At 73.9% G+C, this 16755-nt stretch carries 18 protein-coding genes; 7 read left to right on the top strand and 11 right to left on the bottom strand.

Going from position 1 to position 16755, the window contains the following annotated elements; genetic code table 11:
* Positions 1-176 precede the first annotated feature (176 nt).
* Positions 177-1082: a Gfo/Idh/MocA family protein gene (locus ACIP5O_RS24970; protein ID WP_401296837.1), complete on the top strand. Its 906-nt coding sequence runs from the start codon at positions 177-179 to the stop codon at positions 1080-1082.
* A gap of 12 nt (positions 1083-1094) precedes the next feature.
* Here ACIP5O_RS24970 and ACIP5O_RS24975 read toward each other — a convergent pair whose 3' ends face one another.
* Positions 1095-1457, bottom strand: a complete 363-nt coding sequence (locus ACIP5O_RS24975; protein WP_401296839.1) for an arsenate reductase family protein — start codon at positions 1455-1457, stop codon at positions 1095-1097.
* Positions 1458-1618: 161 nt separating this feature from the next.
* Here ACIP5O_RS24975 and ACIP5O_RS24980 point away from each other — a divergent pair, with 161 nt between their 5' ends.
* Positions 1619-1894, top strand: coding sequence for a hypothetical protein (locus ACIP5O_RS24980; protein ID WP_366375410.1), 276 nt, complete (start codon positions 1619-1621; stop codon positions 1892-1894).
* Positions 1895-2011: 117 nt separating this feature from the next.
* Here the strand turns inward: ACIP5O_RS24980 and glnA are convergent, their stop codons facing one another.
* Positions 2012-3436, bottom strand: coding sequence for a type I glutamate--ammonia ligase (gene glnA / locus ACIP5O_RS24985; RefSeq protein WP_401296841.1), 1425 nt, complete (start codon positions 3434-3436; stop codon positions 2012-2014).
* A 256-nt stretch (positions 3437-3692) separates the two neighbouring features.
* On the opposite strand from glnA, the gene ACIP5O_RS24990 reads away from it, so the two are divergent.
* Positions 3693-4160 carry an RDD family protein gene (locus tag ACIP5O_RS24990; protein WP_401296843.1) on the top strand — a complete coding sequence of 156 codons (468 nt, stop codon included), beginning with the start codon at positions 3693-3695 and terminating at the stop codon, positions 4158-4160.
* Between the two features lie 71 nt (positions 4161-4231).
* Here ACIP5O_RS24990 and ACIP5O_RS24995 read toward each other — a convergent pair whose 3' ends face one another.
* The 4 genes from ACIP5O_RS24995 to lipB form a co-directional block, all read right to left on the bottom strand.
* The gene (locus ACIP5O_RS24995; protein ID WP_356543738.1) at positions 4232-4936 is read right to left on the bottom strand and encodes a DUF4191 domain-containing protein; all 705 of its coding nucleotides are present in this window, start codon (positions 4934-4936) and stop codon (positions 4232-4234) included.
* A 10-nt stretch (positions 4937-4946) separates the two neighbouring features.
* Complete coding sequence (locus ACIP5O_RS25000; RefSeq protein ID WP_053650069.1) at positions 4947-5162, bottom strand: hypothetical protein; 216 nt, start codon at positions 5160-5162, stop codon at positions 4947-4949.
* A 393-nt stretch (positions 5163-5555) separates the two neighbouring features.
* Positions 5556-6509, bottom strand: coding sequence for a lipoyl synthase (gene lipA / locus ACIP5O_RS25005; RefSeq protein WP_401296845.1), 954 nt, complete (start codon positions 6507-6509; stop codon positions 5556-5558).
* Between the two features lie 132 nt (positions 6510-6641).
* Positions 6642-7439, bottom strand: a complete 798-nt coding sequence (lipB, locus tag ACIP5O_RS25010; protein ID WP_401296847.1) for a lipoyl(octanoyl) transferase LipB — start codon at positions 7437-7439, stop codon at positions 6642-6644.
* A gap of 306 nt (positions 7440-7745) precedes the next feature.
* Between lipB and ACIP5O_RS25015 the strand changes: the two genes are divergently transcribed.
* The gene (locus ACIP5O_RS25015) at positions 7746-9224 is read left to right on the top strand and encodes a regulator (RefSeq protein WP_401296848.1); all 1479 of its coding nucleotides are present in this window, start codon (positions 7746-7748) and stop codon (positions 9222-9224) included.
* 14 nt (positions 9225-9238) lie between these two features.
* On the opposite strand, the gene ACIP5O_RS25020 is transcribed toward ACIP5O_RS25015, so the two are convergent.
* Together ACIP5O_RS25020 and ACIP5O_RS25025 are read right to left on the bottom strand one after the other, a co-directional pair.
* A complete protein-coding gene (locus ACIP5O_RS25020; RefSeq protein WP_401296974.1) occupies positions 9239-10591 on the bottom strand; it encodes an FAD-dependent oxidoreductase in 1353 nt (450 codons plus the stop codon).
* Between the two features lie 355 nt (positions 10592-10946).
* Entirely contained in the window at positions 10947-11858 is a 912-nt protein-coding gene (locus ACIP5O_RS25025; protein WP_356543731.1) for a TIGR01777 family oxidoreductase, read from the bottom strand.
* A gap of 47 nt (positions 11859-11905) precedes the next feature.
* Between ACIP5O_RS25025 and ACIP5O_RS25030 the strand changes: the two genes are divergently transcribed.
* Positions 11906-12406: a GNAT family N-acetyltransferase gene (locus ACIP5O_RS25030; RefSeq protein ID WP_401296851.1), complete on the top strand. Its 501-nt coding sequence runs from the start codon at positions 11906-11908 to the stop codon at positions 12404-12406.
* A gap of 84 nt (positions 12407-12490) precedes the next feature.
* On the opposite strand, the gene ACIP5O_RS25035 is transcribed toward ACIP5O_RS25030, so the two are convergent.
* Complete coding sequence (locus ACIP5O_RS25035) at positions 12491-13138, bottom strand: TetR family transcriptional regulator (RefSeq protein WP_401296853.1); 648 nt, start codon at positions 13136-13138, stop codon at positions 12491-12493.
* A 119-nt stretch (positions 13139-13257) separates the two neighbouring features.
* Between ACIP5O_RS25035 and ACIP5O_RS25040 the strand changes: the two genes are divergently transcribed.
* Entirely contained in the window at positions 13258-14124 is an 867-nt protein-coding gene (locus ACIP5O_RS25040) for an SDR family NAD(P)-dependent oxidoreductase (protein ID WP_401296854.1), read from the top strand.
* Positions 14125-14150: 26 nt separating this feature from the next.
* Here the strand turns inward: ACIP5O_RS25040 and ACIP5O_RS25045 are convergent, their stop codons facing one another.
* Positions 14151-14672: a DUF4240 domain-containing protein gene (locus tag ACIP5O_RS25045; protein WP_401296976.1), complete on the bottom strand. Its 522-nt coding sequence runs from the start codon at positions 14670-14672 to the stop codon at positions 14151-14153.
* Positions 14673-14772: 100 nt separating this feature from the next.
* Here ACIP5O_RS25045 and ACIP5O_RS25050 point away from each other — a divergent pair, with 100 nt between their 5' ends.
* Entirely contained in the window at positions 14773-15711 is a 939-nt protein-coding gene (locus ACIP5O_RS25050) for an SDR family oxidoreductase (RefSeq protein ID WP_356543727.1), read from the top strand.
* 59 nt (positions 15712-15770) lie between these two features.
* On the opposite strand, the gene ACIP5O_RS25055 is transcribed toward ACIP5O_RS25050, so the two are convergent.
* Positions 15771-16736 carry a helix-turn-helix transcriptional regulator gene (locus tag ACIP5O_RS25055; protein ID WP_401296856.1) on the bottom strand — a complete coding sequence of 322 codons (966 nt, stop codon included), beginning with the start codon at positions 16734-16736 and terminating at the stop codon, positions 15771-15773.
* Positions 16737-16755: the final 19 nt, after the last annotated feature.

Raw genomic sequence — 16755 nt, forward strand, 5'->3', positions numbered from 1 at the left:
CCGGCCGGGGAATGAGGGCGCGAACAGCGAAGACGTTGCTTCAGAGGCAGGTTCCGGAAGTCGCGCCGGAGTCCCGCGGCCGGCGGGGGAACGCTAGCGCGGTCGGGAGGGGCGGGGCCAGGGGATTTCAGGGCCGCGCCCCCTCACCCGGCGGAGCCACCCGGCAGACTGTGACCATGGCGAAGAAGCTCGGGGCGAGACCCCGCATAGGACTCCTCGGCACCGGCCCCTGGGCCGGGCACACCCACGCGCCCGCGCTGGCCGGGCATCCCGGCGTCGAGTTCAGCGGGGTGTGGGGGCGGCGCCCGGAGGCGGCGGAGGCGCTGGCCGCCGCGTCGGGCACGCGCGCGTACGAGGACGTGGACGCGCTCTTCGCGGCGAGCGACGCCGTGGCCCTGGCCCTGCCGCCGGACGTGCAGGCCCCGCTGGCGGTGCGGGCCGCGGCCGCCGGCTGCCACGTCCTCCTGGACAAGCCGGTCGCCACGACGGTGGCCGGGGCCCGCGAGGTGGCGGACGCCGTGGCGGCGGCGGGGGTCGCGTCGGTGGTCTTCTGCACCCTGCGGTTCGCGGAGCCGACGGCCTCCTGGATCGAGGAGCAGGCGGCGGCGGACGGCTGGTTCCTGGGCGAGGCCCACTGGCTGGGCTCGCTGTACGGCTCCGGCTCCACGAGCGAGTACGCGGCCTCGCCCTGGCGGCGCGAGAAGGGCGGCCTGTGGGACGTCGGCCCGCACGTCCTCTCGGTCTACCTGCCGGTCCTCGGGGACGTCACGGCGATCACGGCCGCGCCCGGCCCGCAGGACACCCACCACCTCGTCCTGCGCCACGCGTCGGGGGCGAGCAGCACCGCCACGCTCACCCTCAGCGCCCCGCCGGAGGCGGCGGAGGCGGCCCTCACCCTGTTCGGCACGAAGGGCCGCGTCGAGATGCCCGGCTGGGACGGCGCGGTGGACGCCTTCGGCGCGGCCGTGGACGCCCTGGTCACCTCGGCCCGCACGGGCACCCCCCACCCCTGCGACGCCCGCTTCGGCCTCCGCCTCACGGAGATCCTGACGGAGGCGGAGCGGCTGACGGCGCGGCCCTGACCCGACTCGCCCTCAGCGGCGGGACAGCGCGTCCCGTACGGCCTCCTCGGAGCGGCCCACGACGGCCGTGCCGTCCTCGGCGGTGATGATCGGCCGCTGGATGAGCTTCGGGTGGGCGGCGAGGGCCCCGATCCACCGGTCGCGGTGCTCCGCGTCCCGGGGCCACTCCGCCAGCCCGAGCTCCTTCGCCTCGGCCTCCCCGGTCCGGGCGATGTCCCACGGTTCGAGTCCGAGCCGCCCGAGCACCTCCCGGATCTCACCGGCCGAGGGCACGTCCTCCAGGTAGCGCCGGACGGTGTACCCGGCCCCTTCGGCGTCGAGGAGGGCGAGGGCGCCGCGGCACTTGGAACAGGCGGGATTGATCCAGATCTCCATGGCGCACACGGTACCCCCGCGACCTCCCTCCGTGAGCCCCTGCGTGCCCCCGAAAACCCACTCTGGCCAGGGACGATTGTCAGTGGGGGCCGGTAAAATAATGGGTGAAGGTGAGGGTCCCGAGGAGGGCCTTCGCCCCACCGTTCGCCAGGAGGTAGCCCATGGCTCTCGCCGTGATCCGGACGCCGTCCCTCGAACCCTGGAAGCCGCTCCAGAAGCAGCCGCTCCCCGCGGGCCGGCCCCGCGAGTGGTACGTCACGCACAACCGGCGCCTGAAGGCCATGCGCCTCGCGATCGCCCTGCTCGACGCCGGCGTCTACGTCCCGTCGAAGGCCACGAACGCGACGATACGCACCACGGCCGAGCAGCTCGGCATCCACCCGCCCTCGGACACCACCTGCCGCATGGTCCGCACCCTGATCCGCTACGGGCGCTGACGGGGCCGCGAGCACGGCGAAGGCCGCCGCCCCCGGACTTCCGGGAGCGGCGGCCTTCGTACGACGGGCCCCGCGGCTCAGAGGTCGAAGTACAGCTCGTACCAAGACCGAAGCGGCCTACAGGTCGAAGTAGAGCTCGAACTCGTGCGGGTGCGGGCGCAGCTGGATCGGGGCGATCTCGTTGGTGCGCTTGTAGTCGATCCAGGTCTCGATCAGGTCCGAGGTGAAGACGCCACCGGCCTGGAGGTACTCGTTGTCCTCCTCCAGGGCGGAGAGGACGGCCTCCAGGTTGGTCGGGACCTGCGGGACGTTGGCGTGCTCCTCCGGAGCCAGCTCGTACAGGTCCTTGTCGATCGGCTCCAGCGGCTCGATCTTGTTCTTGACGCCGTCGAGGCCCGCGAGGAGCAGCGCCGAGAAGGCGAGGTACGGGTTCGAGGACGGGTCCGGCGCGCGGAACTCGACGCGCTTGGCCTTCGGGTTGGCGCCCGTGATCGGGATGCGCATGGCGGCGGAGCGGTTGCGCTGCGAGTACACCATGTTGACCGGGGCCTCGAAGCCCGGGACCAGGCGGTGGTACGAGTTCACCGTCGGGTTGGTGAAGGCGAGCAGCGACGGGGCGTGCTTGAGGATGCCGCCGATGTAGTAGCGGGCGGTGTCCGAGAGGCCCGCGTAGCCCGTCTCGTCGTAGAACAGCGGGTCGCCGTTGGCCCACAGCGACTGGTGGACGTGCATGCCCGAGCCGTTGTCGCCGAAGATCGGCTTCGGCATGAAGGTCGCGGTCTTGCCGTTGCGCCAGGCGACGTTCTTGATGATGTACTTGAACAGCATCAGGTCGTCGGCCGAGGCCAGCAGCGTGTTGAACTTGTAGTTGATCTCGGCCTGGCCGGCGGTGCCGACCTCGTGGTGCTGGCGCTCGACCTGGAGGCCGACGTTCTCCAGCTCCAGGGACATCTCCGAGCGCAGGTCGGCGAAGTGGTCGACCGGCGGGGCCGGGAAGTAGCCGCCCTTGTAGCGGACCTTGTAGCCGCGGTTGTTCTCCTCCGCACCGGTGTTCCAGGCGCCGGCCTCGGAGTCGATGTGGTAGAAGCCCTGGTTCGCCGAGGTCTCGAAGCGCACCGAGTCGAACACGTAGAACTCCGCCTCGGGGCCGAAGTACGCGGTGTCGGCGATGCCGGTGGAGGCGAGGTACGCCTCCGCCTTCTTCGCGATGTTGCGCGGGTCGCGGCTGTACGCCTCGCCCGTGATCGGGTCGTGGATGAAGAAGTTGACGTTCAGCGTCTTGTCGCGGCGGAAGGGGTCCACGCGGGCCGTCGACAGGTCGGCGCGCAGCGACATGTCCGACTCGTGGATGGCCTGGAAGCCGCGGATCGACGAACCGTCGAACGCGAGCTCCTCCGACGGGTCGAAGGCCGAGGCGGGGATCGTGAAGTGCTGCATCACGCCCGGAAGGTCGCAGAACCGGACGTCGACCATCTTGACGTCGTTGTCCTTGATGAACTTCTGAGCCTCTTCGGCGTTCTGGAACCCGTGCGTCTGGGACATCCCACTCCTCCTACTCCCGGCCCGGGGAGGGGCGGGGTTGCAGCTCGTTCGTGCGGCCAGTGCGGTGGCACACGCTGGACCCGACCATAGGCAGACGGGATTTCTCAAGCATGACCCAATTGTTTCGTCGAAGTTAACCGGGCCGGGTGCCGGTTCTGCTCCGGGCATGCCTGGTTCCCGCCCCTCGGGGGGCCACCGGACCTCCATCCGCTACCCGGGCCGAAGAGATCGAAAACGGGCACAGTACCGTGGTCGGGTGGACAACAGGCAAGCAATCGGATCGTGGCTCTCCGGCCCCCGCGCGGCGGCCGAGGAAGCGGGCGTCGACTTCGGCTACCGCGGTCAGCAGCTCGGGCTGCCCGAGGAGGGGCCCGGCTCGATCGCCCGCCCCGGGCGGCGCCTGGGCGCCCTCGCCGTCGACTGGGCCCTGTGCATGCTGATCGCATACGGCCTGATCACCCACGGCTACAGCCAGGCCACCGGCAACTGGGCCCTCGTCATCCTGTTCGTTATGAGCGCCCTGACCGTCGGCACCGTCGGCGCCACGCCCGGCAAGCTCCTCTTCCGCCTGCGCGCCGTCTCCGTGCGCGGCGGCCGGCTCGCCCCGGTGCGCGCGGTGCTCCGCTCGCTCCTGGTCTGCCTGGCGATCCCGGCCCTGATCTGGGACCGCGACGGCCGCGGCCTCCACGACCGCCTCTCCGGCGCCGTCCAGGTCCGCGTCTGACGCCGTACACATGCGAGAGGGGCTCCGGACCGTGTGGTCCGGAGCCCCTCTCGCATGTTCGGTCGGGCGCGTCAGCGCATCTTTCCGCCGCGCGGCATCCGCATGCCCTTCGGCATCGGACCCTTCGGCAGGGGCATGTTGCTCATCAGGTCGCCCATCGCCCGCAGCCGGTCGTTGGCCGCGGTCACCTGCGGGCCGGTGAGCACCCGGGGCAGCTTGAGCATGGTCGTGCGGACCTTCTTCAGCGGCACCCGGCCCTCGCCGTCGCCGACGATGATGTCGTGCACCGGGACGTCCACCACGACGCGGTTCATGCGCTTCTTCTCCGCCGCGAGGAGCGCCTTGACCCGGTTCGGGTTGCCCTCGGCCACGAGGACGATGCCGGCCCGGCCGACCGCGCGGTGCACGACGTCCTGGTTGCGGTTCATCGCGACCGCGGGGGTCGTCGTCCAGCCGCGCCCGACGTTCTGCAGCACCGCCGCCGCCGCGCCCGGCTGGCCCTCCATCTGCCCGAAGGCCGCGCGCTCGGCACGTCGCCCGAAGACGATGGCCGCCGCCAGGAGTCCCAGGACGAAGCCCAGGATGCCCAGGTAGACCGGATGCCCGATGAGGAAGCCGATCGCGAGGAGGACACCGAGTACGCCGATGCCCACGCCCGCGACGACGAGACCGACCTTCGGGTCGGCCTTCCGGGTCATCTTGTACGTGAGGGCGATCTGCTTCAGTCGCCCGGGGTTGGCAGCGTCAGCGCTGCTCGTGTTTGCCTTCCTCGCCATGTCTCGAAGTTTACGTGGCCCGGGAAGCGCGGCCCGACGCGACCTCCATCACGTGCTGGGCCTCGACCCGGTCCTTGGCGCGGCGCCGGTCCTCCAGGACGGAGTTCCAGGCGTTGCGCCGGGCGGTGCGCTGTCCCGAGCCCAGGAGCAGCGACTCCACGGCCCTCAGGGCGTCGGTGACGGACGGGATCGCGGTGACGCGGACGTGCGTCGATGCGGCCGGCATGGCGGGGTCCTCCCTCGATGGCGGGTGAGACGAGGCGGGGGTGTGAGCGGGCGGTGGCGGTGTGTGAAACCAGGCTCACAGATCGGTGTTACCAGGGCGTGACCCGGCGGTCAAACACGGGTGAAACGTCGGTGCGGCCGGTCGGCCCAGTGCGGAGACGGCGGTGCGGCCCGTACGGCCCCGCTGAGCTGCGGGGTCGTACGGGCCGCACCGGATCCGGCCACTACCGGCCGGTAACTACTTGTGCTCGGATTCACACGCGGTTCGCGCGCGACGGACGCACCGGTTTCACGCGCTCTGCGCGGCCGCCCGCTTCTCCGGCCCCCGGTCACGCTCCGCCTCGCCACCGCCCCGGCCGCGTGCCCGCCCTCGTTCCTCGGGCGGGCCCGCAACCTACGCTCCGGCTCGGCTGCGCTGCTCCATCGCCTGCTGGTAGAGGCGTCCCGCGCGGTACGACGAACGCACCAACGGGCCCGACATCACGCCGGAGAAGCCGATCTCGTCGGCCTCCTCCTTCAGCTCCACGAACTCCTGCGGCTTCACCCAGCGCTCCACCGGGTGGTGGCGCACCGAGGGGCGCAGGTACTGCGTGATCGTGATGAGCTCGCAGCCCGCGTCGTGCAGCTGCTGGAGCGCCTCGCTGATCTCCTCGCGGGTCTCGCCCATGCCGAGGATCAGGTTCGACTTCGTGACCAGACCGTAGTCACGCGCCCGCGTGATGACGTCCAGGGAGCGCTCGTACCGGAAGCCGGGGCGGATGCGCTTGAAGATGCGCGGCACCGTCTCCACGTTGTGCGCGAAGACCTCGGGGCGGGAGTCGAAGACCTGCTCCAGGAGCTCCGGCACCGCGTTGAAGTCGGGGGCGAGCAGCTCGACCTTGGTGCGGCCGGTCTCGCGCTCCGCCGTCTGCCGGTGGATCTGGCGCACGGTCTCCGCGTACAGCCAGGCGCCGCCGTCCTCCAGGTCGTCGCGCGCGACGCCGGTGATGGTGGCGTAGTTCAGGTCCATCGTGACGACCGACTCGCCCACGCGGCGCGGCTCGTCGCGGTCGAGGGCCTCGGGCTTGCCCGTGTCGATCTGGCAGAAGTCGCAGCGCCGGGTGCACTGGTCGCCGCCGATGAGGAAGGTCGCCTCGCGGTCCTCCCAGCACTCGAAGATGTTGGGACAGCCCGCCTCCTGGCAGACCGTGTGCAGGCCCTCGCTCTTCACGAGGCCCTGCATCTTCGTGTACTCGGGCCCCATCTTCGCCCGGGTCTTGATCCACTCGGGCTTGCGCTCGATGGGGGTCTGGGCGTTCCGGACCTCCAGGCGCAGCATCTTGCGTCCGTCGGGTGCGACTGCGGACACATCGGCTCCTGTAGCTTCGATTCTTCGGCGTACACCAGGGTACGCCCGTGGCTTCCATGCCTGCCTACGTCCGGCCAACCTCTGGCCATCGCCCCCGCATTCCCGGGGTCGTACGGACGGGGCGGCCCGGGGTCAGGCGGTCGCGGGCTCCACGGCCCGCGGCTTGAGCTCCGCGTGCTCCAGGACCTCCCGCAGGTGCTTCTCTACGACCGGGAGCACCTCCTGGACCGTGACGTCCCGGCCCAGCTCGTTGGCGATCGAGGTGACGCCCGCGTCGCGGATGCCGCACGGGATGATCCGGTCGAACCAGGCGTTGTCCGGGTTCACGTTGAGCGAGAAGCCGTGCATCGTGACGCCCTTGGCGACCCGGATGCCGATCGCCGCCAGCTTCCGGTCCTCGCGGCGCTGGCCGGCGTTGGAAGGGGCGTACTCCGGCCCGTTCAGGCGCGGGTCGAACTCCTCGTCGGTCAGGCGCGGGTCGAAGTCGAGCGAGAGCCCGCCGAGCGAAGGCCGCTGCTGCACCGGGTCTCCGAGGACCCACACCCCGCTGCGGCCCTCGATCCGCGTCGTCTCCAGGCCGAAGTCGGCGGCCGTGCGGATCAGGGCCTCCTCCAGGCGGCGCACGTGCGCGACGACGTCCACCGGGCGGGGCAGCTTCATGATCGGGTAGCCGACCAGCTGGCCGGGACCGTGCCAGGTGATCTTCCCGCCGCGGTCCACGTCCACCACCGGCGTCCCGTCCAGGGGGCGCTCGCTCTCCGCCGTGCGCCGGCCGGCCGTGTAGACCGGCGGGTGCTCCAGGAGCAGACAGGTGTCGTCGATCTCGTCGGCGAACCGCGCGGCGTGCACCTCGCGCTGCCTGTCCCAGGCCACCTGGTAGTCGACGGCTTCCTCACCGAAGCCGAGACGGACGAATCGCAGCTCACTCACGGCCATGCCTCCTCCTGTGCCGGGAGACCGGGGACCGGGGATCATCCCGGGCCGGTTCGGCACCATGCGTCATTCGCGCCCGTGCCACTGTACGGCGGCGCCGGGGCCGCCCCTCCGGCGGGCGGACGGGGCCCGGGGGAGGCGGACGGGAGCGCTCACGTCAGCGGTCCCCCCAATCCTCACACGATCGGATGAATGTGGGGCGAAGGGAGTGGTACGGGCCGCGGGGGCCGCTAAATTCGCGCCGTCCCAGGAGGGTCCGCAGGGGTGCCGCCCGGGCCCGGAAAACAGGAGACCGCACAGCCGATGACGGACCGACCCCCGCAGCGCATCCCGAACAGCCGGCTCGCCGCGCTCATCGCCGAAGCAGGGTTCTCCCACGCGGGCCTCGCCAGACGAGTGGACCAGCTCGGTCTGGAACACGGCCTCGACCTGCGGTACGACAAGACCTCCGTGACCCGCTGGCTCCGCGGCCAGCAGCCGCGCGGCACCACCCCCGCCCTCATCGCCGAGGTCTTCACCCGCCGCCTGGGCCGCCGGCTCTCCGCCCAGGACCTCGGCCTCGACGCCTGCGCGCCCGTCTACGCGGGCCTGGAGTTCGCCGCCACCCCCGAGGAGGCCGTCGACATCGTCGGCGGCCTGTGGCGCAAGGACTCCGGCAGCCACGCCGAGCTCCGCAAGATCGCCTTCACCCCGGCGGGCCTGGTCGTCCCCAGCCGGGACTGGCTGATCGGCCGCGCCGACGAGCGGGTGGCGCGCGGCGAGCCCGCCCCCTCCCGCCCCTCCGCCTCCTCCGCCGGGGCGTCCCCGCACGATCCCCGGGTCCCGCACCAGGGTCGCTTCTCCGTGCCTCGCCAGCGCGGTACGGACCGGGGGCCCGGGCAGCGCGTCTCCAGCGGCGACATCGCCGCCCTCCGCTCGGTCGGCGAACTCTTCCGCACCCTCGACCACGCCTACGGCGGCGGCCACGCCCGCCAGGCCCTCGTCCGCTACCTGGAGCACGAGGCCGAGCCGATGCTGCGCGGCACCTACGGGGAGTCCACCGGCCGCCGCCTCTTCGCCGCCGCCGCCGACCTCACCCGGCTCGCGGGCTGGACCTCGTACGACATCGCCGCCCACGGCCTCGCCCAGCGCTACTTCGTCCAGGCGCTGCGCCTCGCGCAGGCGGCCGGGGACCGGGCGTACGGCTCGTACGTGCTCCTCACCATGAGCCGCCAGGCCGTCTACCTCGGCCACGGGCGGGAGGCCGTGCAGCTGGCCCGGGTCGCCCAGCAGGGCGTCGGGCCCGCCGCGCCGCCCGGCGTCCAGGCGATGCTGCACGCGGTCGAGGCGCGCGGCCACGCGGTCCTGGGGGAGGCGCGGGTGTGCAGCGCCTCCCTCGTCCGCGCCGAGCGGGCCCTGGAGGCGGCCCGGCCCGGCGACGAGGTGCCGTACTGGGCCCGGACCTTCGACGAGGCGCAGCTCGCCGGCGAGCTCGCGCACTGCCACCGCGACCTCCAGCAGCACCGGACCGCCGCCCAGCACGCCGAGCGCGCCCTCCAGCTCCGCGCCCCCGGCTTCGCCCGCAGCCGCCTCTTCTCCCGGGTCGTCCTCGCCACCTCCCGGCTCGCCCTCGGCGAACTGGAACAGGCCTGCGCGCTCGGCGCCGAGGCCGCCAAGGAGGCCTCCGAGATGCGCTCGGCCCGCGCCGTGGAGTACGTACGCGACTTCGAGCGCCGCCTGGAGCCCTACCGCGACGCGGCCGCCGCCCGCGCCTACCGCGACCGGGTGGCGGCGATCGGCTGACCCCGGCCCGTCCCTCAGGCCACCTCCACCGCCGAGGGCTCCGCCGGGAGTCGTACGCCCAGGTCCGTCAGGAGGGCGCGGGCCGCGCGGTGGCCCGAGGCGAGGGCGCCCCGGGGGGTGCTCGTGGCGCGGTGGTCGCCGCAGACGTAGAGCCCCGCGAGGAGCCGGACCGGGCGGTGGCCGTCGTGCGGGGGCGGCATCGCCGGGACCGCGTCCGGGGTGTGCCGGAGCGCCAGCAGCTCCCACTCGTCGGTCGACGTGCCGTACAGCGTGGCGAGGTGCTTGCGGACCCGCCGCTCCGTGTCGTCCGGCGGCGTACCGAGCACCGTCGAGGTGATCAGGGTCCGTCCCGCCGGGGCGCGGCCCGGGTCGACCGCGCTCATCACGGCCGTGTGGGCCACGGGGCCCTCCGGGTCCGACTCCAGGAGCAGCACCGGCTCCCCGGTGGGCGCGACGGGGGCCGTGTGGTGCAGGACCGTCACCGGGTGGAACGCGGGCGTCCGCAGCCCCGGCAGCAGCTTCGCCGCCGTGCGCGCCCCCGTGGCGAGGACCACGGACCGGCAGCGGAACACCCCGTGCTCCGCCGTCGTCACCCGCGAGACGGACGCCTCCGTGACCCGTACGCCGGTACGGACCGTGCCCGGCGGCAGTCCGGCCGCGAGCAGCTCCGGGAGCGCCGCCGCACCGCCCTCCGGCACCGCGAGCCGCCCCCGGGCGAAGGCGCGCAGCGCCAGGTCCGCCCGCCGGCTCGACGTGCCCAGGTCCGGGTCGGCCAGGAGCGCCGCGAGCAGCGGCCGCAGCACCCCCTGGACCGTCCGGGCGGGCAGTCGCGCGTCCAGGGCCTCGCGCGCGGTCCGCTCGGGCCGGGCGAGGATCCGCTGCGCCGGGGTCGCGGCGAGCCGGACGAGGGACGCGCCGAGCCGCGCCTGGTCGAGCGAGGCCGCCGGATGCCGGGGGGCGCTCGCGAGGGCGCGCGCCACGCTGAACGCTCCCCCCACGCTCCGGCCGCCCGTCGCCCGGGGCACTCCGGCCGTCCGGCGCGGGTGCGGGACGCCCCACCGCGCGTACCGGCCGTCGCTGTGCACGAGGACCCCCGGGGCGAAGGGGCGAAGGGCGAGGCCGCCGAGTCCCGGCAGGGCCCGCAGCTCCTCGTACGACAGGGTGAGCAGGGAGCCCACCCGGTCGAGCAGGAAGCCGTCGACGGACGCGGTCGCCATCCGGCCCCCGATCCACGGCTCCGCCTCCAGGACGGCGACGGAGAGTCCGGCCCGGGTCAGCCGGTGGGCGGCCGCGAGCCCCGCCGCTCCGGCCCCCACGACCACGACGTCGACGGTGCCGCCGGAGCCGCCGGAGCCGCCCGTGGTGATGGTGCTGACTGTGCCGGCGGTGCCTGCCGTGCCGGTGCTGCCTGTCGTGCTGACGGTGCCTGTCGTGCTGACGGTGCCTGCCGTGCTGGTGCTGCCTGCTGTGCTGACGGTGCCTGCTGTGCTGACGGTGCCTGCTGTGCTGTCCGTGCTGCTGACGGTGTTGTCTGCGCTGCTGAGCACGTGCCCCTCCCCAGGTCGGCGCGGCCGGTGGGAGGCCTATGCCCCCAACGGGCCTCCGGAATGCCGGAGTTCACGGTCCGCGTCGAGCCTAGGCAGCGCTCCCGCGGGTGCCAGGAGCGCGTACCGGGGTGCGCGTGGCACGGGGGAGCACGGAAGGGGCCGGAGAGGGGGCGCGTCAGCGGGCGGCGGCCCGGATCGCGTCGTCGATCGTCGGGAACGCGAACTCGAAACCGGTCTCCAACAGGCGCCCCGGCAGCACCCGCTGACTCCCCAGCACGTCCTGCGCGAAGTCCCCGAGGACGATCCGCAGGGCCGGCGCCGGGACCGTGAAGAGGGCGGGCCGGCGCAGCACCCGGCCCATCGCCGCCGTCACCTCGCGGTTGGTGACCGGCTCGGGTGCCGTCAGGTTCACCGGGCCCGCCAGGGACGGGGTGTCGACCATGTGGCGCAGGGCGGCCACCTCGTCGTGCAGGGAGATGAAGGACCAGTACTGGCGGCCGTCGCCCATCCGCCCGCCGAGCCCGGCCCGGAAGATCGGGAAGAGCCGCCCCCACGCCCCGCCCTCGCGGGCCACCACCAGGCCGGTGCGGGCGTGGGCGACCCGGATGCCGGCCTCCTCGGCGGGGGCCGCCGCGGCCTCCCACTCCACGCAGACCGAGGGCAGGAAGCCCGTCCCGGCGGGGGCGCCCTCGTCGACCGCGCGGCTGCCGGTGTCCCCGTACCAGCCGAGCGCCGTGCCGCACACCAGGACCTCCGGCGGCTCCGCGAGCGAGGCGAGCGCCTGCGCGACCGCCGTCGTGCCGAGCACCCGGCTGTCCCGGATCTCCTTCTTGTACGCCTCGTTCCAGCGGCGCTCGCCGACGCCGGCGCCCGCCAGGTGCACGACGGCGTCCACGCCGACGAGTCCGGCGGCGTCCACGTACAACCGCTTGGGGTCCCACTCGACCTCGTCGGCGGTACGGGCGGGGCGGCGGACGAGACGGAGGACGTCGTGCCCGTCGGCGCGCAGGGAGCGGACCAGGGCCGAGCCGATGAGCCCGGAGGCGCCGGTGACGGCGACACGCTTGCGGGAGGCGGAACGCTGCATGGGGCCATCCTGCCCCCTCCGGGGCGGGGCATGGCACAGTGACCGGCATGACCGAGCCGGAGACGCGGATACGCACGGCCGGGCGCGGCGACGACGCCGGGCTCGGCGCCCTCGACCGGGCCGCCTGGTCCACCCTCCACGCGGTGGTGCCCGCGCCGGTCCCGCCGTACGATCCCTTCTTCGACGAGCGCCACCCGCCCGAGGACTACCTGGTGGCGGTGCGCGGGGGCGTGCTCGTCGGCTACGTCCGGGTCGTGCAGCCCATCCCGCTCGCCTCCCACGCGCACGTGCTCCAGATCCAGGGCCTCGTGGTCGCCGGGTCCGCCCGGGGGAAGGGCGTCGCCCGGGCGCTGCTGCGGGCGGCCGTGGACCGGGCCCGGGAGCGGGGCGCCACCCGCCTCACCCTGCGGGTCCTCGGCCACAACGCCCCGGCCCGCGCGCTCTACGCCTCCGAGGGCTTCGCGGTGGAGGGCGTCCTGCCGGGGGAGTTCCTGCTCGACGGGGAGTACGTGGACGACGTGTGCATGGGGCGGTCCCTGGTGGACTGAGGGGCCCCGCCGAGGGCCCCGCCCCTCCGGGCGTACTGAGAAGGCCCCGCCCCTCCGGGCGTACTGAGCGCCCCGCCCCTCCGGTCACGTCCTCAACAGGTCGATCCCGCCGCTCAGTTCACGCAGACAGCGCACCGCCAGGGACGCCGGCTCGTCCCCGCTCCCGTCCCCGCCCTCCGACTCCCCCTCCGCCCAGCTCTCCAGGGCGAGCCGGATCGCGTCCGTGGCCGCCGCCGCCGCGAGCCGTACCCCCAGGGGGTCGGCGTCCGGGCCCGCGAGCCCGGCGAGGACCTCGCGCAGCCGCTCCTCGGACTCCTGGTTGACCCGGTACCAGACGGCCCGCAGGGCGGGGTCGTCGGCGGCCGCCCGGAGCAGCCCCCGGGTCCGGAGCAGCTCCTCCTCGGCCTCCGCGTCCGCCGGGGTCAGCGACGCGGCGACGGACCGCTCCAGGGCGTCGGCCAGGGGCGTGCCCGGCGCGGTGGCGGCGAGGTCGGCGCGCCAGCGGTCGGCGCCGCCCGCGAGGAGCGGGGCGACGGCGTCCTGCTTGGAGCGGAAGTAGCGGTAGAAGGTGCGCAGCGCGACCCCGGCCCGCAGGGCGATGTCCTCGGCCGTCGTGCCGTCCGGGCCGTGCTCGGTGAACAGCTCGACGGCCGCGCGGGCGATGTCGAGCTGCGTGGCGGCCTTGCGGCGCTCCGTCAGGGAGGGGGCCCGGGAGGGCGTCGTGTCGCTCACCCGCCAAGGGTACGCCCGCGACTGCCAGGAGTGCGTGAAATGCAGTGATGGCAAAACGTGCCACTTGGGCGTACGGTGGCAGCGCCCGTCAGTGAAACCCGCCATCGAGAGGCCACCCCATGAACCACCCCGCCCACTCCGAAGCCCGCCACGGAACCCGCCCCGAAGCCCGCCACGGAACCCGCCCCGAAGCCCGTCACGCCGCCCGCTACGAAGGACGCCGCGCGCTCGTCACCGGCGGCGGCTCCGGCATCGGCCAGGCCACCGTCCTGCGCATGCTCGCCGAGGGCGGCCGCGTCGTCGCCGCCGACATCAGCGAGAACGGCCTCAAGGACACCGCCGACAAGGCCGGCGCCGCCGCCGTCCGCCTCACCACCGTCCTCCTGGACGTGGCCGACGAGGCCTCCGTACGGACCGGCGTCGCCGCTGCCGTCGAGGCGCTCGGCGGCCTGGACGTCCTGGTCAACGCCGCCGGGATCCTGCGCTCCTCGCACACCCACGAGACCACCCTCGACGCCTTCGAGCAGGTGATCCGGACCAACCTCACCGGCACCTTCCTGGTGATACGCGAGGCGGTCCCGGCCCTCCTGGCGGGCGAGGGCCCGGCCGTGGTGAACTTCTCCTCCACCTCGGCGGCGTTCGCCCACCCGTACATGTCCGCCTACGCGGCCAGCAAGGGCGGCATCCAGTCCATGACCCACGCGCTCGCCGCCGAGTACGCCAAGCAGGGCATCCGCTTCACCGCCGTCCAGCCGGGCTCCATCTCCTCCGGCATGACCGACGGCACCGGCGCCAGCCGCCGGTCCGTCGGCCCCGGCCTCCCCGCCGACGCCGACATGGCGCTCTTCGTGAAGCTCGCCCCCGCCCTCGGCCAGGGCTTCGCGGGCCCCGAGACCGTCGCCGGGGTCGTCGCGATGCTGGCGAGCGAGGACGGGCGGTTCGTCACCGGCACCGAGGTCCGCGTCGACGGCGGCACCCACTTCTGAGCCCGCCCGGTCACCGCGTCACCGCGTCAGCCCGCCCCGAAGCGCTCCCACAGCCGGGGGAAGCGGACCGCCAGGGCCTCGTCGTCCGCCAGGTCGAGCGGGGTCCCGAGCGGCTCGCCCCCCGGCATCGGAATGCCCAGGTCCGGCGTCTCGGCCCCGGTCAGTGCCTCGTACGCCTCGTCCGCCGCGAAGCCGATCTCCTCGCCGTCCCCGTCGATCTCCACGTCGAAGTCGTCGAGCAGCTCCGCGAGCGCGTCCGGATCGTGCACGCCCCCCTCGTACACCTCCCGGCCCTGGCCGATCAGCCAGCAGCGGAAGGAGTCGAAGACCTCCTCGTTCGCCCCGTCGAACAGCACGGCCGCCGCGCCCCACAGGTCCCAGAGGTACGCGCGGTTGTAGCGGGCCTCGAAGTGGCGCGCGTAGTCGAGGACCGAGTCGGGGTCCAGCCGGGTCAGCCGTTCCACGAGCAGGTCCGCCTGCTCCTCGGCGTCGCCCTCGGCGTCCTCCCGGGCGGCGTCGATGATCTTCCAGAACTCGGTCTCGTCCATCACGGGAACCAGCATCCTGCCCCGGCGGGGACGACGCACCCGGAAAGCCCGAAATGAATCCGGACAGAAGATGTCCTGCTTTCCTGCCAGGGTGAGGCCCATGACCACCGAGACACCTGACAGCAAGCCCCTGCGCGGACGGATCTGCCTGGTCGCCGGGGCCACCCGGGGCGCCGGACGGGCCATCGCCGTCCAGCTCGGCACCGCCGGAGCCACCGTCTACGTGACCGGACGCACCACCCGCGAGAAGGCCAGCGAGGTCGGCCGCACCACCGAGACCATCGAGGAGACCGCCGAACTGGTGACGGCCGCCGGCGGCGAGGGCGTCGCCGTCCCCACCGACCACCTGGAACCGGATCGGGTCCGCGTCCTGATCGACCGGATCGACCGCGAGCGGGGCCGCCTCGACGTCCTCGTCAACGACATCTGGGGCGGCGAGCACCTCGTCGTCGCCGGCTTCGGCAAGAAGATCTGGGAGATGGACCTCGCCGACGGCCTGCGCATGCTGGAGCTGGGCGTGAAGAGCCACCTGATCACCAGCGCGGCGGCCGCGCCGCTGCTCACCCGGCACCCCGGCGGCCTCCTCGTCGAGGTCACCGACGGCACGCAGGAGTACAACGCCACCCGCTACCGCGAGAACGTCTACTACGACCTCGCCAAGAACGCCCCGATCCGGATGGCGTTCGGCCTCGCGCGCGAGCTGGCGCCGTCCGGCGGCACGGCCGTCGCGCTCACCCCCGGCTGGCTCCGCTCGGAACAGATGCTGGACCACTTCGGGGTGACCGAGGAGAACTGGCGCGACGCCGCCGAGAAGCTCCCCGACTTCGCCGTCGCCGAGTCCCCGGTCTACGTCGGCCGCGCGGTCGCCGCCCTCGCCGCCGACCCCGACCGGGCCCGCTGGAACGGCCGCTCCCTCTCCAGCGGACAGCTCGCGAAGGAGTACGGCTTCACCGACGCGGACGGCTCGCGGCCGGACGCGTGGGGGTTCGTCGTCGCCAAGGAGACGGACGAGGACGTGTCGGTGGACGACTACCGGTAGGACCTGCCCGCACGAGCCCTGTGCAAGCCCGCACAAGACCGTACGAGCCCGTACGATCCCTACCCGTACAGCCGCCCCAGCCCCCGCGCCGCCTCCGCGAACCGCTCCCGGAGCGCGGCCGGGGCCACCGCCTCCGCCTCCGGGCCGAGCCCCAGGAGCTGCCCGAAGGCGACCTCCTCGCTCTCGACGCGCAGGGTCACCCGCAGTCGGCCGTCGGCCTCCGCCGTCCCCGCCGCGAGCGCCTCCTCGGCCGCCGCCCGGTCCGTCACGTACGGCAGGCGCCGCGCCCCCTCCTCCGTCAGGAGCAGCACGGCCTCGGCCCGCAGCAGGGAGCGGGTGAACTCGCGGGAGCGGTCCGCCCAGAAGGCGGGCAGGTCGAAGTCCGGGTCGCGCTCGAAGCGCTCCCCGCCCACCGCCACCGCCGTGAACCGGTCCACCCGGTACGTACGGAACGAACCGTCCGCCCACGCGCACGCGTACCAGACGCCCGCCTTCAGGACGAGCCCGTACGGCCGCAGCTCCCGCTCCACCTCCGTGCCGTCCCCGCGCCGGTAGCGGACCCGGGCGCACCGGTCGTCCCAGACGGCCTCCGCGAGCGCCGGCAGCAGCTCCGGGGTCGCCGGTTCCTGGTACCAGCCGGGCGCGTCCAGGTGGAAGCGCTGGGCCGCCGTGCGGGGCGCGTCCCGCAGCGAGGGGAGCAGCGCCGCCGACACCTTCAGACGGGCCGCAGAGGCCGCGTCCTCCAGGCCCATGTCCCGCAGCGCGCCCGGCAGTCCCGACAGGAACAGCGCCTCCGCCTCGCCCCGGGCGAGCCCGGTGAGCCGCGTGCGGTAGCCGTCGACGAGCCGGTAACCGCCGGCCCTGCCCCGGTCCGCGTACACCGGCACCCCCGCCTCCGAGAGCGCGAGCGCGTCCCGGGCGACCGTCCGCTCCGACACCTCCAGCTCGGCGGCGAGCTCGGCCGCCGTCATCGACGGGCGGGACTGGAGCAGCAGGACCAACTTGATGAGGCGGGCGGCGCGCATGACTCCATCATGCGTGCCG

This window comes from Streptomyces sp. NPDC088915 (assembly GCF_044749825.1).
Lineage (GTDB): Bacteria > Actinomycetota > Actinomycetes > Streptomycetales > Streptomycetaceae > Streptomyces.